The sequence below is a fragment of the Pseudomonas sp. B14-6 genome (genome assembly GCF_013260315.1).
Taxonomy (GTDB): domain Bacteria; phylum Pseudomonadota; class Gammaproteobacteria; order Pseudomonadales; family Pseudomonadaceae; genus Aquipseudomonas; species Aquipseudomonas mandelii.
The window spans coordinates 157,746-182,438 of sequence record NZ_CP053929.1 but is presented as its reverse complement, the minus strand read 5'-3'; the positions used below and the strand labels follow the sequence as shown (position 1 = coordinate 182,438).

20 protein-coding genes and 1 pseudogene are annotated in these 24,693 nt (G+C 60.3%); 13 read left to right on the top strand and 8 right to left on the bottom strand.

Annotation, left to right across the window (positions count from 1 at the left end; genetic code table 11):
* The first annotated feature begins 51 nt into the window (after positions 1-51).
* The 11 genes from nuoG to HP062_RS00705 all read left to right on the top strand — a co-directional run bounded on the left by nuoG (position 52) and on the right by HP062_RS00705 (position 12,489).
* Complete coding sequence (nuoG, locus tag HP062_RS00755) at positions 52-2,766, top strand: NADH-quinone oxidoreductase subunit NuoG (protein WP_172790605.1); 2,715 nt, start codon at positions 52-54, stop codon at positions 2,764-2,766.
* Entirely contained in the window at positions 2,763-3,770 is a 1,008-nt protein-coding gene (gene nuoH, locus HP062_RS00750; protein WP_008146046.1) for an NADH-quinone oxidoreductase subunit NuoH, read from the top strand. The genes nuoG and nuoH overlap by 4 nt, the downstream gene beginning before the upstream one ends.
* 12 nt (positions 3,771-3,782) lie before the next feature.
* Complete coding sequence (nuoI, locus tag HP062_RS00745) at positions 3,783-4,328, top strand: NADH-quinone oxidoreductase subunit NuoI (protein WP_007905075.1); 546 nt, start codon at positions 3,783-3,785, stop codon at positions 4,326-4,328.
* 9 nt (positions 4,329-4,337) lie between these two features.
* Entirely contained in the window at positions 4,338-4,841 is a 504-nt protein-coding gene (gene nuoJ / locus HP062_RS00740; protein WP_007905076.1) for an NADH-quinone oxidoreductase subunit J, read from the top strand.
* Positions 4,842-4,843: 2 nt separating this feature from the next.
* The gene (gene nuoK, locus HP062_RS00735; protein ID WP_010458852.1) at positions 4,844-5,152 is read left to right on the top strand and encodes an NADH-quinone oxidoreductase subunit NuoK; all 309 of its coding nucleotides are present in this window, start codon (positions 4,844-4,846) and stop codon (positions 5,150-5,152) included.
* Positions 5,149-7,002 (top strand): NADH-quinone oxidoreductase subunit L, encoded by a 1,854-nt coding sequence (gene nuoL / locus HP062_RS00730; RefSeq protein ID WP_010458850.1) that lies wholly within the window; start codon positions 5,149-5,151, stop codon positions 7,000-7,002. The genes nuoK and nuoL overlap by 4 nt, the downstream gene beginning before the upstream one ends.
* A 40-nt stretch (positions 7,003-7,042) precedes the next feature.
* Positions 7,043-8,575 (top strand): NADH-quinone oxidoreductase subunit M, encoded by a 1,533-nt coding sequence (gene nuoM / locus HP062_RS00725; RefSeq protein ID WP_010458848.1) that lies wholly within the window; start codon positions 7,043-7,045, stop codon positions 8,573-8,575.
* Positions 8,576-8,582: 7 nt separating this feature from the next.
* Positions 8,583-10,046: an NADH-quinone oxidoreductase subunit NuoN gene (gene nuoN / locus HP062_RS00720; RefSeq protein WP_010458846.1), complete on the top strand. Its 1,464-nt coding sequence runs from the start codon at positions 8,583-8,585 to the stop codon at positions 10,044-10,046.
* Positions 10,047-10,334: 288 nt separating this feature from the next.
* Complete coding sequence (locus HP062_RS00715) at positions 10,335-10,685, top strand: toxin (RefSeq protein ID WP_083377329.1); 351 nt, start codon at positions 10,335-10,337, stop codon at positions 10,683-10,685.
* Positions 10,675-10,989, top strand: coding sequence for a DNA-binding transcriptional regulator (locus HP062_RS00710; RefSeq protein ID WP_010458842.1), 315 nt, complete (start codon positions 10,675-10,677; stop codon positions 10,987-10,989). The genes HP062_RS00715 and HP062_RS00710 overlap by 11 nt, the downstream gene beginning before the upstream one ends.
* A gap of 174 nt (positions 10,990-11,163) precedes the next feature.
* Positions 11,164-12,489: an OprD family porin gene (locus tag HP062_RS00705; protein WP_077748738.1), complete on the top strand. Its 1,326-nt coding sequence runs from the start codon at positions 11,164-11,166 to the stop codon at positions 12,487-12,489.
* Between the two features lie 168 nt (positions 12,490-12,657).
* Here the strand turns inward: HP062_RS00705 and HP062_RS00700 are convergent.
* The 5 genes and pseudogenes from HP062_RS00700 to HP062_RS00680 form a co-directional block, all read right to left on the bottom strand.
* A pseudogene (locus tag HP062_RS00700) lies at positions 12,658-12,989 on the bottom strand (DUF2790 domain-containing protein).
* Between the two features lie 79 nt (positions 12,990-13,068).
* The gene (locus tag HP062_RS00695) at positions 13,069-13,269 is read right to left on the bottom strand and encodes a co-regulatory protein PtrA N-terminal domain-containing protein (protein ID WP_010458836.1); all 201 of its coding nucleotides are present in this window, start codon (positions 13,267-13,269) and stop codon (positions 13,069-13,071) included.
* A gap of 236 nt (positions 13,270-13,505) precedes the next feature.
* Positions 13,506-16,661 (bottom strand): CusA/CzcA family heavy metal efflux RND transporter, encoded by a 3,156-nt coding sequence (locus HP062_RS00690; RefSeq protein ID WP_172790604.1) that lies wholly within the window; start codon positions 16,659-16,661, stop codon positions 13,506-13,508.
* A gap of 41 nt (positions 16,662-16,702) precedes the next feature.
* Entirely contained in the window at positions 16,703-17,896 is a 1,194-nt protein-coding gene (locus HP062_RS00685) for an efflux RND transporter periplasmic adaptor subunit (RefSeq protein WP_083377171.1), read from the bottom strand.
* A gap of 49 nt (positions 17,897-17,945) precedes the next feature.
* Positions 17,946-19,193: a TolC family protein gene (locus HP062_RS00680; RefSeq protein WP_172790603.1), complete on the bottom strand. Its 1,248-nt coding sequence runs from the start codon at positions 19,191-19,193 to the stop codon at positions 17,946-17,948.
* A gap of 410 nt (positions 19,194-19,603) precedes the next feature.
* Here HP062_RS00680 and HP062_RS00675 point away from each other — a divergent pair, with 410 nt between their 5' ends.
* Positions 19,604-20,278: a heavy metal response regulator transcription factor gene (locus tag HP062_RS00675; RefSeq protein ID WP_010458829.1), complete on the top strand. Its 675-nt coding sequence runs from the start codon at positions 19,604-19,606 to the stop codon at positions 20,276-20,278.
* Positions 20,275-21,684 (top strand): heavy metal sensor histidine kinase, encoded by a 1,410-nt coding sequence (locus HP062_RS00670; protein WP_172790602.1) that lies wholly within the window; start codon positions 20,275-20,277, stop codon positions 21,682-21,684. Before HP062_RS00675 ends, HP062_RS00670 begins: the two co-directional genes overlap by 4 nt.
* A 126-nt stretch (positions 21,685-21,810) precedes the next feature.
* Here the strand turns inward: HP062_RS00670 and HP062_RS00665 are convergent, their stop codons facing one another.
* Genes HP062_RS00665 through HP062_RS00655 form a run of 3 tightly spaced genes read right to left on the bottom strand, consistent with a single transcriptional unit; the run spans position 21,811 to position 24,685 of the window.
* Positions 21,811-23,553: an ABC transporter substrate-binding protein gene (locus HP062_RS00665; protein ID WP_010458827.1), complete on the bottom strand. Its 1,743-nt coding sequence runs from the start codon at positions 23,551-23,553 to the stop codon at positions 21,811-21,813.
* A gap of 48 nt (positions 23,554-23,601) precedes the next feature.
* On the bottom strand, positions 23,602-23,874 hold the full coding sequence (locus HP062_RS00660; RefSeq protein WP_010458826.1) for a DUF2160 domain-containing protein: 273 nt from the start codon (positions 23,872-23,874) through the stop codon (positions 23,602-23,604).
* A gap of 10 nt (positions 23,875-23,884) precedes the next feature.
* On the bottom strand, positions 23,885-24,685 hold the full coding sequence (locus tag HP062_RS00655) for a carbohydrate ABC transporter permease (RefSeq protein WP_010458825.1): 801 nt from the start codon (positions 24,683-24,685) through the stop codon (positions 23,885-23,887).
* Positions 24,686-24,693: the final 8 nt, after the last annotated feature.

Here is a 24,693-nt window from a genome sequence, read left to right as displayed (position 1 = left end):
GATTCCATTAGCCACGCCCGCTGACACCGGGCCAACGAAGAACTTTGAACCATGGCCACTATCCACGTAGACGGCAAAGAGCTCGAAGTCGATGGGGCAGACAACCTGTTACAGGCATGTCTGTCGCTAGGCCTCGATATCCCTTATTTCTGCTGGCACCCAGCCCTAGGCAGCGTTGGCGCTTGCCGCCAGTGCGCGGTCAAGCAGTACACCGACGAGAACGACAAGCGTGGTCGGATCGTCATGTCCTGCATGACCCCCGCCACCGACGGCAGCTGGATCTCCATCGACGACGAAGAAGCGAAAGTGTTTCGCGCCAGCGTAGTCGAATGGCTGATGACCAACCACCCTCACGACTGCCCGGTCTGTGAAGAAGGCGGTCACTGCCACCTGCAAGACATGACCGTGATGACCGGCCATAACGAGCGCCGTTATCGCTTCACCAAGCGCACTCACCAGAACCAGCAACTGGGCCCGTTCATTTCCCACGAAATGAACCGCTGCATCGCCTGCTACCGCTGCGTGCGCTTCTACAAGGATTACGCCGGCGGCACCGACCTCGGTGTGTTCGGCGCCCACGACAACGTGTACTTCGGTCGCGTTGAAGACGGCACCCTGGAAAGCGAGTTCTCTGGCAACCTCACCGAGGTCTGCCCGACCGGTGTGTTCACCGACAAGACTCACTCCGAGCGCTACAACCGCAAGTGGGACATGCAGTTCTCGCCGAGCATCTGCCATGGCTGCTCCAGCGGTTGCAACATCTCCCCGGGCGAGCGCTACGGTGAACTGCGTCGTATCGAAAACCGCTTCAACGGTTCGGTCAACCAGTACTTCCTGTGCGACCGTGGCCGTTTCGGCTATGGCTACGTCAACCGCGAAGACCGCCCGCGTCAGCCATTGCTGGCCAACGGCGCCAAGCTGAGCCTGGACGAAGCGCTGGATAAAGCCGCCGACCTGCTGCGCGGTCGCAACATTGTCGGTATCGGTTCGCCACGTGCCAGCCTCGAAAGCAACTACGCGTTGCGCGAACTGGTCGGCGCCGAGCACTTCTACTCCGGTATCGAAGCCGCCGAGCTGGAACGCATTCGCCTGGTCATGCAGGTGTTGAAAGACAGCCCGCTGCCGATCCCGAACATGCGCGACATCGAAGATCACGATGCGATTTTCGTCCTCGGCGAAGACCTGACCCAGACCGCTGCACGTATGGCCCTATCCCTGCGTCAATCGGTCAAGGGCAAAGCCGAAGACATGGCCGATGCCATGCGCGTTCAGCCTTGGCTCGACGCGGCAGTGAAGAACATCGGTCAGCACGCGCTGAACCCGCTGTTCATCGCCAGCCTGGCTGAAACCAAGCTCGACGACATCGCTGAAGAATGCGTTCACGCCGCTCCAGACGACCTGGCGCGCATCGGTTTCGCCGTGGCTCACGCCCTCGACGCCAGCGCCCCGGCGGTTGAAGGCCTCGATGCTGAAGCCCTCGAACTGGCCAAGCGCATCGCCGACGCCCTGCTCGCGGCCAAGCGCCCGCTGATCATTGCTGGCACTTCCCTGGGCTCCAAAGCCCTGATCGAAGCCGCCGCCAACATCGCCAAAGCCTTGAAGCTGCGCGAGAAGAACGGCTCCATCAGCCTGATCGTGCCAGAGGCCAACAGCCTCGGCCTGGCCATGCTCGGTGGTGACTCGGTCGACGCAGCGCTGCAAGCCGTGATCGACGGCAAGGCTGATGCCCTCGTCGTGCTGGAAAACGATCTGTACACCCGCACCGACAAAGCCAAGGTTGATGCTGCCCTGACCGCCGCGAAAGTGGTGATCGTTGCAGACCATCAGAAAACCGCCACCAGCGATCGCGCGCATCTGGTTCTGCCAGCGGCCAGCTTCGCTGAAGGCGACGGTACGTTGGTCAGCCAGGAAGGTCGCGCCCAGCGCTTCTTCCAGGTGTTCGACCCGACTTACCTCGACGCGAGCATCCTGGTTCACGAAGGCTGGCGCTGGCTGCATGCCCTGCGCGCCACCCTGTTGAACCAGCCGATCGACTGGACCCAACTGGACCACGTCACCGCCGCCGTCGCCGCCAGCACACCGCAACTGGCGGGCATCGTCGACGCTGCGCCGTCCGCCGCGTTCCGTATCAAAGGCCTGAAACTGGCTCGCGAACCGCTGCGTTACTCCGGCCGTACCGCCATGCGCGCCGACATCAGCGTGCACGAACCGCGTACTTCCCAGGACATCGACACCGCGTTCTCCTTCTCCATGGAAGGTTACTCGGGCTCGGTCGAACCGCGTCAGCAAGTGCCATTCGCCTGGTCTCCGGGCTGGAACTCGCCGCAAGCCTGGAACAAGTTCCAGGACGAAGTCGGTGGTCACATCCGCGCTGGCGACCCGGGCACCCGCCTGATCGAAAGCACCGGTGATTCGCTGAACTGGTTCGCGGCTGTTCCACGTGCATTCAACCCGGCGCCGGGCACCTGGCAGGTTGTGCCGTTCTTCCACCTGTTCGGCAGCGAAGAGACCTCTTCCAAAGCCGCGCCGGTTCAGGAACGCATCCCGGCCGCTTACGTGTCGCTGGCCAAATCCGAAGCCGATCGCCTGGGTGTCAATGACGGCGCCCTGCTCAGCTTGAACGTGGCTGGCCAGACCTTGCGTCTGCCGCTGCGCATCAACGAAGAGCTGGGTGCCGGTCTGGTCGCACTGCCGGCCGGTATCGCCGGCATTCCGCCAGCGATCTTTGGCAAAACCGTTGACGGTCTGCAGGAGGCAGCTCAATGACCTGGTTCACGCCTGAAGTGATTGACGTGATCATCGCGGTCCTCAAGGCCATCGTGATTCTGCTCGCCGTGGTGGTGTGCGGCGCGCTGCTGAGCTGGGTCGAGCGTCGTCTGCTCGCCCTCTGGCAGGACCGTTACGGTCCGAACCGCGTCGGCCCGTTCGGCGCATTCCAGATTGCAGCCGACATGATCAAGATGTTCTTCAAGGAAGACTGGACGCCACCGTTCGCCGACAAGGTGATCTTCACCCTGGCACCGGTCGTGGCCATGAGCGCCTTGCTGATTGCCTTCGCGATCATCCCGATCACCCCGACCTGGGGTGTGGCGGACATCAACATCGGCATCCTGTTCTTCTTCGCCATGGCCGGTCTGTCGGTCTACGCGGTGCTGTTTGCCGGCTGGTCCAGCAACAACAAGTTCGCCCTGCTGGGCAGCTTGCGGGCCTCGGCACAGACCGTGTCGTACGAAGTGTTCATGGGCCTGTCGCTGATGGGCATCGTGATCCAGGTCGGCTCGTTCAACATGCGCGACATCGTTGAATACCAGGCGCAGAACCTGTGGTTCGTGATTCCGCAGATCTTCGGTTTCCTGACCTTCTTCATCGCCGGCGTCGCCGTGACTCACCGTCACCCGTTCGACCAGCCGGAAGCGGAGCAGGAACTGGCCGACGGTTACCACATTGAATATGCCGGCATGAAATGGGGCATGTTCTTCGTCGGCGAGTACATCGGCATCGTGTTGATTTCGGCGCTGCTGGTGACCTTGTTCTTCGGTGGCTGGCACGGTCCGTTCGGCATTCTGCCGCAGATCCCGTTCATCTGGTTCGCGCTCAAAACCGCGTTCTTCATCATGTTCTTCATCCTGCTGCGCGCCTCGATCCCGCGCCCACGGTATGACCAAGTGATGGATTTCAGCTGGAAGTTCTGCCTGCCGCTGACCCTCGTCAACATGCTGGTGACCGCTGCGATCGTGTTGCTCAACACGCCCGCCGTCGCGGCTCAGTGAGGATAGAGAATCATGAAGTACATTTTTGACATCGTGCATGGCTTCTTCACCCAGCTTCGCAGCCTGGTGATGATCTTCGGCCATGCCTTCCGCAAGCGCGACACGCTGCAGTACCCGGAAGAAGCCGTGTACCTGCCGCCGCGCTTTCGTGGCCGTATCGTCCTGACCCGCGACCCTGATGGCGAAGAGCGTTGTGTCGCCTGCAACCTGTGCGCCGTGGCGTGCCCGGTTGGCTGCATCTCGCTGCAGAAAGCTGAAACCGAAGACGGTCGCTGGTACCCGGACTTCTTCCGCATCAACTTCTCGCGCTGCATTTTCTGCGGCCTCTGCGAGGAAGCCTGCCCGACCACCGCGATCCAGCTGACACCGGATTTCGAGATGGCCGAGTTCAAACGTCAGGACCTGGTTTACGAGAAAGAAGATCTGCTGATCTCCGGCCCCGGTAAAAACCCTGATTACAACTTCTATCGTGTTGCAGGTATGGCGATTGCCGGGAAGCCTAAAGGCTCCGCGCAGAATGAAGCCCAGCCGATCAACGTGAAGAGCTTGCTGCCTTAAGGAAGAAAGATGGAATTCGCTTTCTATTTCGCATCGGGTATCGCTGTGGTGTCCACGCTTCGCGTGATCACCAACACTAACCCTGTGCACGCCCTGCTCTACCTGATCATTTCGCTGATCGCCGTGGCCATGACGTTCTTCGCCCTCGGCGCACCGTTTGCCGGTGTGCTGGAAGTGATCGCCTACGCTGGCGCCATCATGGTGCTGTTCGTGTTCGTGGTGATGATGCTGAACCTGGGCCCGGCCTCGGTTCAGCAAGAGCGCGTCTGGCTCAAGCCCGGCATCTGGCTCGGACCGGTCGCCCTCGGCACCCTGCTGCTGGTTGAACTGTTGTACGTACTGTTCAGCGACGCCAGCGGCCAGGCCATCGGCCACACCACCGTAGACGCCAAGGCCGTGGGCATCAGCCTGTTCGGTCCTTATCTGCTGGTGGTCGAACTCGCCTCGATGCTGCTGCTTGCCGCAGCCGTCACGGCGTTCCACTTGGGCCGCAACGAAGCCAAGGAGCAATGACGATGCCTGCTATCCCTTTGGAGCATGGTCTGGCGGTCGCCGGCATCTTGTTCTGCCTCGGTCTGGTCGGCCTGATGGTCCGGCGCAACATTCTCTTCGTGCTGATGAGCCTGGAGATCATGATGAATGCCTCCGCCTTGGCCTTCATCGTCGCCGGTAGCCGCTGGGGTCAGCCGGATGGACAGATCATGTTCATCCTGGTGATCAGCCTGGCAGCCGCCGAGGCCAGTATTGGCCTGGCGATTCTGTTGCAGCTGTATCGCCGCTTCCACACTCTCGATATCGACGCTGCCAGCGAGATGCGCGGATGAATCTTCTCTATCTGACTTTCGTATTCCCTCTCATAGGTTTCCTGCTGCTGTCGTTCTCACGCGGCCGCTTCTCGGAAAACCTGTCGGCGCTGATTGGCGTCGGTTCCATCGGCTTGTCTGCCATTGTCACGGCCTACGTGATCTGGCAATTCAACGTCGCCCCGCCTGAAGGCGGTCACTACACGCAAGTGTTGTGGCAGTGGATGGCGGTGGAAGGCTTCACGCCGAACTTCGCGCTGTACCTGGATGGCCTGTCCGTGACCATGCTCGGCGTGGTCGTCGGTGTCGGCTTCCTGATCCACCTGTTCGCGTCCTGGTACATGCGCGGTGAAGCCGGTTACTCGCGCTTCTTCGCCTACACCAACCTGTTTATCGCCAGCATGCTGTTCCTGGTCCTGGGCGATAACCTGTTGTTCCTGTACTTCGGTTGGGAAGGCGTGGGCCTGTGCTCGTACCTGTTGATCGGTTTCTACTACAGCAACCGCAACAACGGTAACGCGGCACTCAAAGCCTTCATCGTGACCCGTATCGGCGACGTGTTCATGGCGATCGGCCTGTTCATCCTGTTCCAACAGTTGGGCACGCTGAACATCCAGGAACTGCTGGTGCTGGCACCGCAGAAATTCCAGGCCGGCGACTTCTGGATGGTCATGGCCACCCTGATGCTGCTGGGCGGCGCTGTCGGTAAATCCGCGCAACTGCCACTGCAAACCTGGCTGGCGGACGCAATGGCCGGTCCTACCCCTGTTTCGGCACTGATCCACGCCGCAACGATGGTGACCGCGGGCGTCTACCTGATTGCCCGTACCCACGGCCTGTTTGCGTTGGCGCCGGACATCCTGCAGCTCGTTGGCATCGTCGGCGGCGTGACCCTGGTACTCGCCGGTTTTGCCGCACTGGTCCAGACCGACATCAAACGTATCCTCGCCTACTCGACCATGAGCCAGATCGGCTACATGTTCCTGGCGCTGGGCGTTGGCGCATGGGATGGCGCGATTTTCCACCTGATGACCCACGCCTTCTTCAAGGCACTGTTGTTCCTTGCGTCCGGTGCGGTGATCGTTGCCTGCCACCACGAGCAGAACATCTTCAAGATGGGCGGCCTGTGGAAGAAACTGCCGCTGGCCTACGCCAGCTTCATCGTCGGCGGCGCGGCACTGTCCGCCCTGCCACTGGTGACCGCAGGCTTCTACTCCAAGGACGAAATCCTCTGGGAAGCGTTTGCCAGCGGCAACCACGGTCTGCTCTACGCAGGTCTGGTCGGCGCGTTCATGACTTCGCTGTACACCTTCCGCCTGATTTTCATCGCGTTCCACGGTGAAGCGAAGACTGAAGCGCACGCCGGTCACGGCATCGCTCACTGGCTGCCGCTGTCGGTGCTGATCGTCCTGTCGACCTTCGTCGGCGCCATGATCGTTCCGCCACTGCACGGCGTGCTGCCGGAAAGCGTCGGCCATGCCGGCGGCGAAGCCAAGCACAGCCTGGAAATCGCCTCGGGCGCCATCGCCCTGGCCGGTATCCTGCTGGCCGCGCTGCTGTTCCTCGGCAAGCGTCGTTTCGTCACTGCAATCGCCAACAGCGGCATCGGCCGCTTCCTTTCGGCCTGGTGGTTCGCTGCCTGGGGCTTCGACTGGATCTACGACAAACTGTTCGTCAAGCCATACCTTGCGATCAGCCACGCACTGCGCAAAGACCCGCTCGACCAGACCATCGGTCTGATCCCGCGTATGGCCAAAGGCGGTCACACCGCCCTGAGCCGTACCGAAACCGGTCAACTGCGTTGGTACGCGGCATCGATGGCAGCCGGCTCCGTGCTGGTCATCGGCGCCATCGTGCTGGTAGCGGTCTGAATATGAACCTTGCGAACTTGCGAAAGGAATTGAGCCCGTCATGATTCTGCCTTGGCTAATCCTGATCCCCTTCATCGGCGGCCTGCTGTGCTGGATGGGTGAGCGCTTCGGCGCTACCCTCCCCCGCTGGATTGCGCTGTTGACCATGACCCTGGAACTCGCACTCGGCCTCTGGCTGTGGGCCCACGGTAATTATTCATTTGCTCCGGCGCCTGGCGCCGATCCGACCTGGGCGCTTGAGTTCAAGCACATCTGGATCGAGCGCTTCGGCATCAGCGTGCACCTGGCGCTCGATGGCCTGTCGCTGCTGATGATCCTGCTGACCGGTCTGCTGGGTATCCTCTCGGTACTCTGCTCGTGGAAAGAGATCCAGCGTCACGTTGGCTTCTTCCACTTGAACCTGATGTGGATCCTGGGCGGTGTCGTCGGCGTGTTCCTCGCCCTCGACCTGTTCATGTTCTTCTTCTTCTGGGAAATGATGCTGGTGCCGATGTACTTCCTCATCGCGCTCTGGGGTCACAGTTCTTCGGACGGCAAGAAAACCCGGATCTACGCGGCGACCAAGTTCTTCATCTTCACTCAGGCGTCCGGCCTGATCATGTTGGTGGCGATCCTGGGTCTGGTGTTGGTCAACTTCAACAGCACCGGCGTGATCACGTTCAATTACGCCGACCTGCTGAAAACCAAGATGTCGCTCACCACCGAGTACATCCTGATGCTCGGCTTCTTCATCGCGTTTGCGGTGAAGCTGCCCGTGGTGCCGTTCCACTCCTGGCTGCCTGACGCTCACGCCCAGGCGCCAACAGCGGGTTCGGTCGACCTGGCCGGTATCTTGTTGAAGACGGCGGCTTACGGTCTGCTGCGTTTCGCCCTGCCGCTGTTCCCGAATGCCTCGGCCGAGTTCGCGCCGATTGCCATGACCCTGGGTCTGATCGGGATCTTCTACGGTGCGTTCCTGGCCTTCGCCCAAACCGACATCAAGCGTCTGATCGCCTACTCCTCCGTTTCCCACATGGGCTTCGTGTTGATCGGCATCTACTCCGGCAGCCAACTGGCGCTGCAGGGCGCGGTGATGCAGATGCTGGCGCACGGTCTGTCGGCCGCGGCACTCTTTATCCTCAGCGGTCAGTTGTACGAACGCACCCACACCCGCGACATGCGTGAAATGGGTGGCCTGTGGTCGAAGATCGCTTACCTGCCGGCCATCAGCCTGTTCTTTGCCGCCGCGTCCCTGGGCTTGCCGGGTACCGGTAACTTTGTGGGTGAGTTCCTGATCCTGATCGGCACGTTCCCGGCCGCCCCATGGATCACGATCATCGCGACGTCCGGTCTGGTGTTCGGTTCGGTCTACTCGCTGATCATGATCCACCGTGCCTACTTCGGCCCGTCCAAATCGGACGCGGTGCTGCATGGCATGGATGGTCGCGAACTGATCATGGTGGTCGGTCTGGCGGCACTGCTGATTTACATCGGCGTGTACCCGCAACCGTTCCTCGATACCTCTGCTGCGACGATGCATGGCGTGCAGCAATGGCTCGGCACCGCCTTCACTCAACTCGCTTCGGCCCGGTAAGAGCGCTATGGAATTCACGACTCAACACTTTATTGCGCTTGCGCCGTTGTTGATCACCAGCGCCACGATCATCGTGGTGATGCTGGCAATCGCCTGGCGCCGCAACCACTCACAGACCTTCCTGATCTCCGTGGCGGGTCTGAACCTGGCGTTGCTGTCGATCCTGCCAGCCCTGAAAGTCGCGCCCCTGGCCGTGACTCCGTTGCTGCAGATCGACACCTTCGCTTGCCTGTACATGGCGCTGATCCTGGTCGCCACCCTCGCCTGTGTAACCCTCGCCCACGCCTACCTCGGCGATGGCGGCTCGGGTTACCCGGGCAACCGTGAAGAACTTTACCTGCTGATCCTGATGGCCGCCGCCGGTGGCCTGGTCCTGGTCAGCGCGCAGCACCTGGCCGGGTTGTTCATCGGTCTGGAACTGCTTTCGGTGCCGGTCTACGGTCTGGTGGCTTATGCCTTCTTCAACAAGCGCTCGCTGGAAGCCGGTATCAAGTACATGGTGCTGTCGGCGGCCGGTTCGGCGTTCCTGTTGTTCGGTATGGCCCTGCTCTACGCCGACTCCGGCAGCCTGAGCTTCGTCGGTATCGGCCAGGCCCTCGCGGCCACCGGCCTGCCAAGCTCGCTGGCACAACTGGGCCTGGGCATGATGCTGATCGGTCTGGCGTTCAAACTGTCGCTGGTTCCGTTTCATCTCTGGACCCCGGACGTCTACGAAGGTGCTCCGGCACCGGTAGCGGCGTTCCTGGCGACCGCGTCCAAAGTGGCTGTGTTCGCGGTGATGGTGCGTCTGTTCCAGATCTCCCCGGCGGCAAGCAGCGGTGTGCTGAGCGACGTGCTGACCATCATCGCCATTGCGTCGATCCTGTTCGGTAACCTGCTGGCACTGACCCAGAGCAACCTCAAGCGTCTGCTGGGTTACTCGTCCATCGCTCACTTCGGTTACCTGCTGATTGCCCTGGTGGCAAGCAAGGGTCTGGCCGTGGAAGCCATCGGCGTGTACCTGGTCACCTACGTCATCACCAGCCTCGGCGCGTTCGGCGTGATCACGCTGATGTCCTCGCCGTACAACGGCCGTGACGCCGATGCCCTGTACGAATACCGCGGCCTGTTCTGGCGCCGTCCGTACCTGACCGCCGTCATGACCGTGATGATGCTGTCCCTGGCCGGCATTCCGCTGACCGCGGGCTTCATCGGCAAGTTCTACATCATCGCCACCGGTGTCGAGTCGCACCAATGGTGGCTGGTCGGTTCCCTGGTACTGGGCAGCGCCATCGGCGTCTTCTACTACCTGCGCGTGATGGTCACCTTGTACCTGATCGAACCGAACCTGCGTCGCCACGATGCGCAACTGCACTGGGAACAACGTGCAGGCGGCGTGATGCTGCTGGCCATCGCTCTGGTGGCATTCTTCCTCGGCGTCTACCCGCAGCCATTGCTGACCCTGGTTCAGCAGGCGGGTCTGGCGGGCTGATCGCATAGCGACACTCGGTAGAAAACAGAAACGGCACCTTCGGGTGCCGTTTTTGCGTTTGTGGGATCGTGATGTTCAGGCATCGTTTTATGCACCGCCTCAGAGGTCAGTCCCACTGCGAAGTATTCCCTCTCTTTTATCGAACGCTCTCACCGCACGGGTCGATTCGTCCTACAGGTGTTTTTACAACCGGGGTCTACCGTTGAAAACGGGAACGAAAAGGATGGCTTCGATGCCTTGACCGATTCGATTATCGAGACAAAACTATACGTAGGTAGCGTACAGAACATGGATGCTCTTTTCATCGAATTACGTATGTTCCAGAAACATCGAGACGAGTACCTGGATGACGATCTGTTTCGCAGCTTTCAACTGGAGTTGCTGAAGAATCCAGAAGCGGGCGATCTCATTGAGGGCACCGGTGGGCTGCGCAAAATCCGCTTCTGCGATCAACGACGAGGCAAGGGCAAGCGCGGCGGATTGCGGGTGATTTATTACGGGTGGTCAGGCTTCGATCAATTCTGGCTGTTCACCGTGTACAGCAAAAACGAGCAAGACGACCTGTCGCCCTCCCAGAAAAACATTTTCAGACAAGCGCTAGATAGAGAAATCAACACGAGATCCCACTATGAAACGTGACATTTTTTCCGAACTGATGGATGGCCTCGAAGCGCTGGCCGAAGAGCGCCAAGGCAAGATCACTCTGCGCACCCACAAGGTCCAGCTGCCAAAACTGATGCCCATCACGGCCGAGGAAGTGGTTGCCATCCGCCAACAGCTCAACCTCTCCCGGCCAGTGTTCGCCATGTATCTGCGCACCAACACCCGAACCCTCGAGAACTGGGAACAGGGACGGGCAATACCCAATGCCCAAGCCACGACCCTGATACGTCTGGTTGAACGCTTTCCGCAGACGATCGAACAGCTCGCAGCCCTGACCTGAATGCTCGGGGCTGTTACTCCAGCCACATAACGAAATTGTAATTCCCCCATCACCTTGGCGTTATCCGCAGCTTGCAACGATGTCACCCGGCGACCATGCCGGCGGGCCTTCTCCGCCGAACAATAAAACCCACGCCGAAGCACGTTCCCGTCTGCCGAACCCAAGGAGTGATTGATGGTTAACAATACAAAAATGTCGATGGCCGCTTTAGCGGTGGTGGTCGGCTCCGGACCGTCCATGGTAATGGCGGATGATAAAGCCGAAGGGTTTATCGAGGGCAGCAGCCTGACGGTGCTCAACCGTAATTTCTACTTCAACCGTGATCACCGCAATGGCCAGTCCAGCCCCACCGGCAATGGTTATTCAGAAACCTGGGCCCATGCAGTGATCAGCAAGTTCGAATCCGGGTTTACCCAAGGCACTGTCGGCGTCGGTGTCGATGCGTTTGCGATGATCGGCTTGAAGCTCGACACCGGTGACGGGCGCAACGGTGGCCGTAGTTCGTTTGATGTGCTGCCCGTCAACAGTGATGGCGAGGCGCGGGACGAGTACACCAAGGTCGGTGGAGCCGCCAAAGTGCGAGCCTTCGATACGGTGGTCAAGGTCGGTGACGTGTTCCCGGCCAACCCGGTGGTGGCGGCAGGTGACTCGCGATTGCTGCCGGAGAGCTTTCGCGGTGTGACGGCGGTCAACACCAGCCTCGAGGGTCTGTCGGTTCAGGGCGGTCGGCTGCATGCGATGAGCCAACCCGTGTCCAGCGATATGCGCGAGAACTTCGCCACGTTTTATGCCGGCCCGGTCAATTCGCCATGGATCGCTTACGGTGGCGGCGACTATGCACTGAACAAGAACCTCAGCTTCAGCCTGTACTCCAGCCGCCTCAAGGATGCCTGGAATCAGTACTACGCCGGCACTGCCTGGACCTATCCGCTATCGGATGACCTGTCGCTGTTTGGCGGCCTGAACTATTACAAGGCGGTCGACGAAGGCAAACAACTGCTCGGCAAGTTCGACAACAACATCTGGAGCGGCCGGGTGGGCGTGAAACTCGGCGCGCACTCCGTTGCGCTTTCACACCAGCGCAACAACGGCAACGACGACTTCGATTACCTGCGTCAATCCGACTCGATCTTCCTCGACAACTCCATCCAGTACAACGACTTCAACTCGCCCAAGGAACGTTCGTGGATGGCGCGCTACGACCTCGACATGACCACTTACGGCGTACCGGGGCTCTCGTTCATGACTCGTTACGCCCGAGGCACCGACGCCGATTACACCAACGCCAACGCCGTGTACATGCGCCGCGATGCTGACGGCAATCCACTGACCGACCAGAAGCGCTGGGAACGTGATGTCGAAGTCAAATACGTGGTGCAGAGTGGTTCGATGAAAGACCTGTCGCTGCGTTTGCGCCAGGCCACGACGCGCGCCACGGCATTTGAATCGGATCTGAATGAAGTGCGGGTGATTGTCGAGTACCCGTTGGCGATTCTCTGATCAAGCGGCTGATACACATTCACCTTTAGAAGCTCCTTGCTCCTTTGGTAAGAGGTGAATCTTTGGCGTCCTTCGGGGCGCCTTTTTTTCGCCTGAGTAAAACCTGCAGACGTTGCCGAAGGTTCGGCAGCGCCTGCAGGGAATCCGGCCCTGGCCATCAGGGCGGTGTCAGCTGCCGCGATTGCGGCAATCCCCCGCCACGGTGTATCTGATGGTGTTGAGTTGGCCTTTCGAGTCTTCATAGGTCATGGCGGCAGGCACCACAGCGCAAGCCACTTGCGGACGCACAACGCTGACCACTTTAGCCACGTCCAGCTTCATTCCGTATTCGTAGTCCTTGACCTGCGGCGCCGGTTTGCCCTGGTTGGCCGCGTACTGCTCCATGGCTTTGGTGTTAGCACTCAGCGTCCGCTCGAACGTCCGGTCACCACCCCCTCGGCAAACACATTCAGGGACACCGCCAGCATGCCGGCGAACGTCATCAACTGAAGTACTTTCATATCCATTCCCTTCCAATCCTGGCTCATAAAAAAGCCCGGCATCGGGACTCGATGACAGGCCTGTTCAAATGCGATGCGCTTACAAGTCGTTGGTGTTGTCGTCTTTCTTTTCATTGACGACGACCGGGTCGCGCGCTTTTTCCTTGGCGACGAACAGCTCTACGGAGCGGTCATTGGCAGTCATCATTCGTTGGAACGTTCGGTCACCGCCGCCTTCGGCCAAGGCCAGAGAAGACATCGCCAACGCTGCTGCAAAGGTACTGATGTGTGCAAATTTCATGTTTGATTCCTCGTTTGGTAGCTGACGGGATCAAGGTAACAATCCGAACCTTTCGTGACGGTGGCGCACAAATTACATATCCGTTATGTGGGGTAGGCAGGTCAGGCCTGAGAAAGAACTGTGGCGAGGGAGCTTGCTCCCGCTGGGGCGCGAAGCGGCCTCCGCTCTTCATCTGAAAAAGCGGGGCCTGATGCGCAGTCCAGCGGGAGCAAGCTCCCTCGCCACAGGGTTTGTGTTCACGGCTGGGTGGGGATCGTGTCCTCATCGCGGCGATGGGCGAGCTGATACAACGCCGGCAATATCAGCAACGTCAGGATGGTGGAGGACAGGATTCCACCGATCACTACGGTTGCGAGCGGTCGCTGCACTTCCGCGCCAGTACCGGTCGCCAGCGCCATCGGAATAAAGCCCAGGGACGCCACCAGCGCCGTCATCAACACCGGGCGCAAACGTGTCAGCGCTCCCACGTTGATCGCATCAGACAGTGAACGCCCCTCCTCCCGCAGGTTGCGGATGAACGCGATCATCACCAGCCCGTTGAGCACCGCGACCCCCGACAGCGCGATGAAGCCCACCCCCGCCGAGATCGACAACGGAATATCCCGCAACCACAGCGCCATGACCCCGCCGGTCAACGCAAACGGAATCCCGGTGAACACCAGCAAGCCATCCTTGAGGTTGTTGAACATCATGAACAGCAACCCGAACACCAGAAGCAACGACACCGGCACCACGATCCGCAGGCGCTTGGCCGCCGATTGCAGTTGCTCGAACTGCCCGCCCCAACTTGTCCAGTAACCCGCGGGCACCTGCACCTCTCGCTCGATCACCTCGCCCGCCTCTGCGACGAACGAACCGATATCGCGCCCGCGCACGTTGGCGCTGACGATCACCAGGCGCTTGCCGTTCTCACGGCTGACCTGATTGGGTCCCAGCACCAGATCAAGGCTGGCGACTTCCTTCAAGGCAATAAAACCGATCTGATCGGCCGCGGCATTGAGCGGTGCCGGCACCGGAATCAACAGCGCCGACAAACCGTCGATGTCCTTGCGCATGGCATCGGACAATCGCACCACCATGTCGAACCGTCGGTCGCCCTCATACAATGTGCCGGCCTGACGCCCACCCACCGCGACGGCAATGGTGTCCTGCACATCGCCGATGTTGAGCCCGTAACGCGCCGCCTTGTCGCGGTCGATGTTGATGGTCAGCACCGGCAGCCCGGTGGTTTGTTCGACCTTGACCTCGGACGCACCGTTGACCTTCTGCATCGCGGCGGCAATCTTCGCTGCCGTGGCGTTGAGCACGTCCATGTCATCGCCGAACACTTTGACCGCGACGTCGCTGCGCACACCGGAGATCAGTTCGTTGAAGCGCAACTGGATCGGCTGCGACAGTTCATAGTTGCTGCCCGGCAACGTCGCGGCGGCCTGTTGCAGTTGCGCCATCAGGGTTTCGCGAGACTTGCCCGGGTCCGGCCATTGCTCTTTTGGCTTGAGCATCACGTAGCTGTCGGAGATGTTCGGCGGCATCGGGTCGGAGGCGATTTCCGCGGTGCCGGTGCGGGCGAACACCCGCTCGACTTCCGGCACTTTGTTGAGGATCAACGTCTCCAGACGCTGCTGCATGTCCACCGATTGCGTGAGGCTGGTGCCCGGCACGCGCAAGGCTTGCAGGGCGAAATCACCTTCGCTGAGGCTCGGCACAAACTCGCTGCCCATGCGGCTGGTCAGCACGCCGCTGAGCACGATCACACCCAGCGCTGCGCCCACCGCCACGGCGCGATGGTTCATCACCCACGCCAGCGCCGGCGCATACACCCGGCGCGCACCGCGCATCACGATGCCCTCTTCTTCCTTGACCTTGCCCGTGACAAACAACGCAATCGCCGCCGGCACAAAGGTCACCGACAGCAGCATGGCGCCGAGCAACGCGATCACCACCGTGAACGCCATCGGGTGGAACATTTTCCCTTCGACGCCGCTCAAGGCGAAGATCGGCAGGTACACGACCATGATGATCAACTGGCCGAATATCAGCGGTCTCCGCGCCTCTTTGGCCGCCGCAAACACTTCATGGAAGCGCTCGGAACGGGTCAGCAAACGCCCGTGATGCTGCTGTGCATGGGCCAGCCGTCGCAGGGTGTTTTCGACAATCACCACCGCGCCGTCGACGATGATGCCGAAGTCGAGTGCCCCCAGGCTCATCAGGTTGGCGCTGACCTTGTTGCTGAACATGCCGGTGAAAGTGAACAGCATCGACAGCGGAATCACCATCGCGGTAATCAATGCCGCACGGATGTTGCCCAGGAACAGGAACAGAATTGCGATCACCAGAATCGCACCTTCAATCAGGTTCTTTTTCACGGTAGCGATGGCTTTGTCCACGAGGTGCGTGCGGTCGTACACCGGCACCGCGATCACGCCTTTGGGCAGCGATCGGTTGATCTGTTCCAGCTTGCTGGCGACGGCCTGGGACACGGTGCGGCTGTTTTCGCCGATCAGCATGAACACGGTGCCAAGCACCACTTCACGGCCGTTCTCCGTGGCCGCGCCGCTGCGCAGCTCGCGGCCGATGTCCACGGTGGCGACGTTCTTCACCCGGATTGGCGTGCCATCGACGTTGGCCATGACGATATTGGCGATGTCCTCGGTGCTCGCCACTTGTCCCGGCGCACGAATCAGCAACTGCTCACCGCTGCGCTCGATGTACCCGGCGCCGACGTTGGCGTTATTGCGCTCAAGCGCCGTGATCAGGTCGGTGAGGGTCAGCTTGTACGCCGCCAGCCGTTTCAGATCGGGAGCGATCTGGTATTCCTTGGCAAAGCCGCCGATGGTGTTGATCTCGGCCACGCCAGGGACGTTGCGCAGTTGCGGCTTGATGATCCAGTCCTGAATCACCCGCAGATCCGTCGGTGTGTAGGCGCTACCGTCGTCCTTGAGCGCGCCGTCTCTGGCTTCCACGGTCCACAGGAAAATTTCGCCGAGGCCGGTGGAAATCGGCCCCATCACCGCTTCGGTGCCCTCGGGCAATTGCTCCTTGGCGATCTGCAACCGCTCGTTGACCAATTGCCGGGCGAAGAACAGGTCGGTGCCGTCCTTGAAAATCACCGTGACTTGCGACAGCCCCGAACGCGACAGCGAACGGGTCTGTTCCAGCGCCGGCAGACCGGCCATGGCGGTTTCAATCGGGAAGGTGATGCGCTGCTCGGTTTCCAGCGGCGAGAACCCGGCGGCGCCGGTGTTGATTTGCACCTGGACATTGGTGATGTCGGGCACGGCGTCGATCGGCAGTTTTTGATAACTGGCGATCCCGAGGCCGGCCATGAGCAGAACGGCGAGCAGCACGATAATGCGCTGCTCGATGGCAAACTGGATCAGGCGTTCGAACATGAGAACCTTCCACGGATTAATGGGCGTCTTCAGCGCGCTTTTTAATGACTGTGCTCGGCCGAGGCTTTGCCCAGTTCCGATTTGAGAACGAAGCTGCCGGCGCTGGCGACTTGCACACCGGCGTCCAGCCCTTGAGTGACTTCCACCAAACCGGCCGCGCGGCTGCCCAACTCCACCGCTTGCGCCTTGAAGCCATCGTCGGTGCGCAAGAACACCGTGGGTTTGTCCTCGACGGTCTGGATAGCGGCTTCCGGCACGGTGACCCTGGCCTGACGGCTGTCGGTCGCTACACGCGCCGTGACGAACAACCCCGGACGCCACGAGCCCTGCGGATTCTCCAGGGTCACGCGAACGGTGGCCGTGCGGGTCTGTTCGCCGAGCAGGCTGCCGACATAGGCCACCGTGCCAGTGACCTCGGCGTTGAGTTCCGGCGCGCTGACGGTGACGGCTTTACCCACTTGCACCTTGTTCAGATCCTTGGGCGAAACGCCGAACGTCACCCAGACTCGCGACAGATCCGAGAGCGTGAAGGCCGCCGTGGTTTCATCGACTACCTCACCCGGTGCCAGGTGTTTTTCCACCACCATTCCGTCGAACGGCGCGCGCAGTTCATAGCGATTGCCGCCGGTGGCGACCACGCTCCCGCTGAGCACGCTGATTTTCTGTCGGGCGTTGTTCACGGCGATTTCGGCTTCTTCCAACGCCTGTTTTGCCTGCAACACGTCCTGCTCGGCGGAGATCTTGTCTTCCCATAGCTTTTTCTCGCGCTCATAGGTGGTGCGGGCCAAGGCTAAACGACGTTGCGCGGCCGCCTGTTCGCTACGCTGATCGGAAATCTGCTGACTGGCGATCACCGCCAGCAACTGGCCCTTTTTCACCGGCTGCCCGAGGTTGACCGCCACCGACTCGACCACCCCGGGAACCCGCGGCACAACGTGGGCGGTGCGATCCTCGTCAAAGCGCACTTCGCCCGGGAACGACAGGCCGGAACTGATGCTCTGCGCCCGCGCTTCGGCCAGTTCAATACCCGCCGCCGCAATCTGTTCGGCACTCAACTTGATGCGCCCTTCTTCGCCATGCTCGCCCTCGGCTGCCGCGTTTTCTTCAGCGTGATCCGCGTGTTCGGCCGCTTCATCGGCGTGGGCCTCAAGCGGTGCCTTGCCCGCCCACATCGAACCGATACCCATGCCCAGCACCAACGTCGCCACCACGACACCCATCAGTTTTTTATCCATGGAAACTCCTCTGCGCCGTACCGTCGCGCAGTGATCAAAAGGGTGAAATTCAAGGGTTGACGACGAGGTCGCCGAAGATCCGTTCGATGCGCACGCGAGCGTCTGTCGCCTCGCTGACGGCCTGGATGTATTGGCTGCGGGCGCTGATCAGAGTGCGCTGGGCATCGAGCACGTCGAGAAAACCGAACTTGCCCATTTCGAAGCCGCGCGTGGCGCTCTCAACCGCATTTTGTGCGGCGGGCAGAATGGTCTGGTTGAACGCCTGGACTTCGCCGTTGGCGGTCTGCCACTGCTCAAGGGTGGTCTGGATTTCGGTGCGCAAGCGCAGTTCGGTGGCGTTGCGCAGATCCCGCGCCTGATCGGTGCGGCGTGCCGCCGCCAGCACGTTGCCCTGATTGCGGTTGAACAGAGGAATCGGCATCGACAGGCCGACGACGTTGACCCGCTCACGCTCGGTTTCGCTGTATTGGCTGCCGATGCTCACGGTCAGGTCGGGGATGCGCAGGGACTTTTCCAGCCCCAGCGACGCTTCGCGCTGGCTGATCTGGAGCTTGGCCAGGCGCAGCTCGGCGGTCTCGTCGAGACGCTCAAGCAAACGGGTCGGCGGCGGCACTGTCGGCAGGTTTTGCGTGGCGGTCTGTACGGTGGCCGAGGTCGGCAATGGTGCGCCCATGACCTGCGCCAGTTGTTGATAAGCGTTGGCCTGATCGCGCTCGGCGCGGCTCAGTTCCAGGCGTACTTCCGAGCGTTGCACATGCGCCCGCGTGCCTTCGACCGGCGACGACTTGCCCGCCTCGATTCGCCCATTGGCCACGCGCAAGCCATCCTCGGCCAGTTGCAGCGACTGGCGGGACAGTTGCAGTCTTTGCTGCGCGGTTTGCGCGCGGTTGAACGCCTGAATCACATCGGCGCGCAAGGCATTGCGCTTGCGCTCCAGTTCGATCCCGGCGGCATCCTGGGCGCGGCTGGCGACATCGATCCGCGCGCCGCGCTTGCCGCCCAGTTCAATCGGCTGGCTGAGCATCACAGTGGTGGTGCGCGAATTGCGGCGGGTGTCCTCGGCTTCCCACGACAATTCGGGATTGGGGATCAGTCCGGCCTGTTTGCGCTCACCCTCGGCGATGCCAATTTCCCATTGGGCCGCGGCCAGATCCGGGTTGCCGGCAAAGGCTGTTTGCAGGGCCTGATCCAGGGTCAGGGTCGATGCCCCCGCAAGGCTTGTACTGGCCAACAACAGAATGCCGCTGGCTGTTTTTTTCAGGCGTGACCGCACCGTCAGGTGTGTTAAACCGGGCAATTGGAAGTCTTCCTTTATTCAAGAATCTTTGATGCCGCCACGGTAGGGTTTTGAACTTATCGACAAGGTGACAGGACCATTACAAATCCGTTATCCACGGTTGGCGGAAGTTGTTTTGTTCTAGGATGCGAAGTGCACCAGGGCTTTGTCGCAATGTATGGAAACAAATACTCGGCACTTATCTGCCGAACAGCACTTGCTGGATGCAATACATGGCTATTGACGCATTCTTGCTGCGACAGGCTGTCGCAGACCGCCGATTTAAAGGCTTCAGACGTTGACCCTGTAGCCACTACAGCCTTTACCGTATCCGCCATTCAGTGATCGAAACTCATTCGGACCCTCTACAAAAACAACAACTTCCCGCTCAACTTAATTAAATATCCCTTAAATAAAAGTGGTGAAAGATCATGCGAATCCTTGTCGTCGAGGACGAGCTTAAAACTGCCGAATACTTGCATCAGGGTTTGACCGAAAGTGGTTATATCGTTGACCACGCGGCCACCGGCGCGGATGGACTGCATCTGGCGCAACAGCAGGCCTATGACCTGATTATTCTCGACGTGAATCTGCCGGAACTGGACGGCTGGGACGTACTGGAACAACTGCGCCGCACTCACTCCACCCGGGTGATGATGCTCACGGCGCGCGGGCGTCTGGCGGACAAGATTCGTGGCCTCGATCTGGGCGCGGATGATTATCTGGTCAAGCCGTTCGAGTTTCCCGAACTTCTCGCACGGGTGCGCACCCTGATGCGCCGCAGCGAGAACATCCCGCTGCCACAGGTACTGAAAGTCGCCGATCTGGAACTCGACCCCTGCCGTCATCGTGCGTTTCGTGGCAAGCAACGCATCGACCTGACCACCAAGGAGTTCGCCCTGCTGCATCTGTTGATGCGCCAGTCCGGCGAGGTGCTGACACGCACGCAGATCATTTCGCTGGTGTGGGACATGAACTTCGACTGCGACACCAACGTGGTCGAAGTGTCGATCAGGCGTTTGCGGGCAAAGATCGATGACCCGTTCGACAACAAGTTGATCCACACCCTGCGCGGTGTCGGTTACGTGCTGGAGTCGCGGGAATGAAGCCGGCCAGCCTGTCGATGCGGCTGGGGCTGACGGTCAGTATTCTCGGCGCGCTGCTGGTGGTGTCCCTGGCGATCCTGGCGTATTTCGCACTGACCCATGAGCTGAACGCGTTATCCAGGGACGGTCTGGAGAAGAAGATGGAGCAGGTCGAACACAGCCTGTCGCTGTACACCGACACCGGCGAAATCAGTGCGAAACCGCACATTCTGCTCGATCAGGTCATGGGCCATGACAACCTCACACTAACGATTTACGACCGCAGCAACCTGCGCACGCAACTGCTCAAGTCCGGCACCGGCATGGCCGATCCACGACTTGAATTGAAGGTGGTGCGGGCCGTCAGCGACGAGTTGGCCTACGCCACCAGCACTGACGCCGAGGGGGCGAAATTCCTCACGGCGTCCAGGCTGATCAGCCTCAAGGACGGCACCCGTGTCCCGGTGCTGTTATCGATGGACAACGCCCACAATGAGGCCTTGCTCAGCGCCTACCTGCGCTCGACCCTGATTGCCTTGCCGTTGCTGCTGATCTTTATCGGACTGAGTGCCTGGGGTGCGGTGCAGCGTGGTCTGGCGCCGATGCGCGAGTTTCGCAAAGTGGCGGCGATGGTCTCGACTCAGGATCTGGATCATCGGCTGTCGGTGGTGAATATGCCCCAGGAGCTGAGTGAGTTGGCGCAGGGCATCAACTTCATGCTGCATCGCCTCGATACCGGTGTGCAGCAGCTGTCACAGTTCTCCGATGATCTGGCGCATGAGCTGCGCACGCCGATCAACAATTTGATGGGCAAGGCGCAGGTGACGTTGTCTCGCGAACGCAGCGTGGATGAGTACAAGGATGTGCTGGTGTGCTGCACTGAAGAACTGGAGCGCGTGGCGCGGATCGTCTCGGACATGCTGTTTCTGGCACAGGTCAGTCACCCGTCGGCACTCGTGCCGTTCGAGTCGGTTGCCCTGGAAGAAGAAGCCTGGAAAGTCGCCGAGATGTTCTTCCTGTCGGCGCAGGACAAGCAGATCCATTTGAACGTGGTCGGCCGTGCGCGGGTGATGGGTGACCGGTTGATGATTCAACGGGCGATCTCGAATTTGCTGTCCAACGCGCTACGCCACTGCCCGGTCGGGAAAACCGTGACGCTGCTGATTGAGCGCGGCGCGACCCAGGTTTCGTTGCTGGTCAGCAACCCGGGCGCGGGGATTGAGGCACAGCATCTGCCGCACCTGTTTGATCGGTTCTACCGAGTCGATAGCAGCCGCTCGCGTTCACAGGGCAGCACCGGGCTGGGGTTGGCGATAGTGCGGTCGATCATGAGCCTTCATCAGGGTGTGGCCGAGGTGAAGAGCTTGCCGGGTGCGATGACGGTGTTTCGGTTGGGATTTCCTGCGGTTGACGGGGTGGAGCGCTGAGCCGGTCACACAGGCTGTGAACACCGCATCTCATTGTGGGCGTGAGCCTGCTCGCGATGGCAATGGATCAGACGCTAAAGAAAACGGCACCTCTCGGTGCCGTTCTGCTTCACACGATCGAGCTATTTATTTACGCGCCGCCTCCCACGATTTCAGCAGTTCGGCATAACTCACGGTTTCACCCTTGGGCTTCTCGTTCGCCAGTTTCGGCTTCGGTGCACCCGGCTGATCGAACCAGTACTGAGCATCGCGCTCCGGATTCATTTTCGGTGCGCAGGTGGCTTGAGCCTTCGAGCGTTCCAGACGCGCCATGATCGCGTCCTGATCCTTGGCCAGGCCATCCAGCGCCTGTTGCGGAGTCTTCTCGCCGCTGGCCGCTTCCGCGATGTGGCTCCACCACAGTTGAGCCAGACGTGGATAGTCCGGCACGTTGGTCCCGGTCGGGGTCCATTGCACGCGGGCCGGGCTGCGATAGAACTCGACCAGACCACCGAGTTTCGGTGCCAGGTCGGTCATGGCTTGCGAGTTGATGTCCGACTCGCGAATCGGCGTCAGGCCGATGATGGTTTTCTTCAGCGACACGGTTTTCGACGTGACGAATTGCGCATAAAGCCAGGCCGCCAGTTTCTGCTTCTCAGGCGTGGACTTCATGAACGTCCACGAACCCACGTCCTGATAACCGAGCTTCATGCCCTCTTCCCAGTACGGTCCGCGCGGTGATGGCGCCATGCGCCATTTCGGCGTGCCATCGGCGTTCATCACCGGCAGGCCCGGTTTGGTCATGTCGGCGGTGAACGCGGTGTACCAGAAGATCTGTTGGGCGATGTTGCCTTGGGACGGCACCGGGCCGGATTCGGAGAAGGTCATGCCCGCTGCTTCCGGTGGCGCGTAGGCCTTGAGCCAGTCGACGTATTTCTGCGTCGCGTAGACCGCCGCCGGGCCGTTGGTATCGCCACCACGGGTCACGCTGGATCCGACCGGGTGGCAATCCTCGACGCGGATGCCCCACTCGTCCACCGGCAAGCCATTGGGAATGCCTTTGTCGCCGGCACCGGCCATGGAGAACCAGGCATCGGTGAAGCGCCAGCCGAGGGACGGGTCTTTCTTGCCGTAGTCCATGTGCCCGTAGACGCGCTTGCCGTCGATTTCCTTGACGTCTTCGCTGAAGAACTTGGCGATGTCTTCATAGGCTGACCAGTTCACCGGAACGCCCAGTTCATAACCGTATTTTTCTTTGAATTTCGCTTTCAAATCCGCCCGCTCGAACCAGTCGGCGCGAAACCAGTACAGGTTGGCGAACTGTTGGTCAGGCAATTGATAGATCTTGCCGTCCGGTGCAGTGGTGAACGAAATGCCGATAAAGTCCTTGAGGTCCAGGGTCGGCGAGGTGAAGTTCTTGCCTTCGTTGGCCATCAGGTCGGTGATCGATTCGGTCTTGCCGTAGCGAAAGTGCGTACCGATCAGGTCCGAGTCGTTGACCCAACCGTCATAGATGTTTTTGTCCGACTGCATCTGGGTTTGCAGCTTTTCCACCACGTCGCCTTCTTGCAGCAAGTCGTGGGTCAGCTTGATCCCGGTGATTTCGGTGAAGGCCTTGGCCAGGGTTTTGGATTCATATTCGTGGGTCGCGATGGTTTCCGAAACCACCTTGATGCTCATCCCGCGAAACGGCTCGGCGGCCTTGATGAACCACTTCAGCTCTTCGAGCTGCTGCTCTGGAGTAAGGGTGGACGGCTTGAACTCGCTGCCAATCCATTTCTTCGCGGCGTCTTCGTAGGCATCGGCCCAGGCCGAAGCGCTCAGACCGCTGAGTGCCAGCATGGCTGCCAATGAAATGCTATGTCGCAGCTTATTGTTTTTGTCGAACATAGAGACCTCCTGTTTGGTTTTCGGAGCAACATTGCCGATCGATTTCGACTAGCCCCAACGCATCACAGCCAACAGCCACACCAGGGACAACGCGAACGCAACCCAGATGCTCCAGTCGGTGACGCCGATTACCAGCAAATGCAGGTAGGCGCTGCCGAGAAGACCGATAAACAGCCGATCGCCACGGGTAGTGGCAATCGGCAAGAAACCACGCCGAGGGACACTCGGCGAACGTAATTCCCAGGTCGTCATGCCCGTCAGAATCAGGCCAATGACAATGAAGAACGCCGCAGTGGGGACCGTCCAGCTCATCCATTCCATCATCAGCTCCTCAGACCCGGCCCAGGGCAAAGCCCTTGGCCACGTGGTTGCGAACAAACCAGATCACCAGCATGCCCGGCAGAATGGTCAACACCCCCGCCGCTGCCAGCACGCCCCAGTCGATACCCGACGCCGAGACCGTGCGGGTCATCACCGCCGCGATCGGTTTGGCATTCACCGATGTCAGCGTTCGCGCCAGCAGCAGTTCGACCCAGGAAAACATAAAGCAGAAGAACGCCGTGACGCCGATCCCGGAACCAATCAGCGGGACGAAAATCTTCACGAAGAACTTGGGGAAACTGTAGCCGTCAATGTAGGCGGTCTCGTCGATTTCTTTCGGAACGCCGGACATGAAGCCTTCCAGAATCCAGACCGCCAACGGCACGTTGAACAGGCAATGAGCCAGCGCCACGGCTATGTGCGTGTCGAACAGACCAATCGAGGAATACAGCTGGAAGAACGGCAACAGGAACACCGCCGGCGGCGCCATGCGGTTGGTCAGCAGCCAGAAAAACAGGTGCTTGTCACCGAGAAAGCGGTAGCGCGAGAACGCGTAAGCCGCTGGCAACGCCACGCTCAGGGAAATGATCGTGTTCAGGCTCACGTAGTACAGCGAGTTGAGGTAGCCGTTGTACCAGCTCGGATCGGTGAAGATCACCTTGTAGTTGGCGAAGGTGAAATCCTGGGGAAACAGCGTCAGACCGCCGAGGATTTCGGTGTTGCTCTTGAAGGACATGTTCAGCAGCCAGTAAATCGGCACCAGCAGGAACAGGATGTAGATCAGCAGTGGAATGAGCTTTCTTTTACTCATGGCAGACC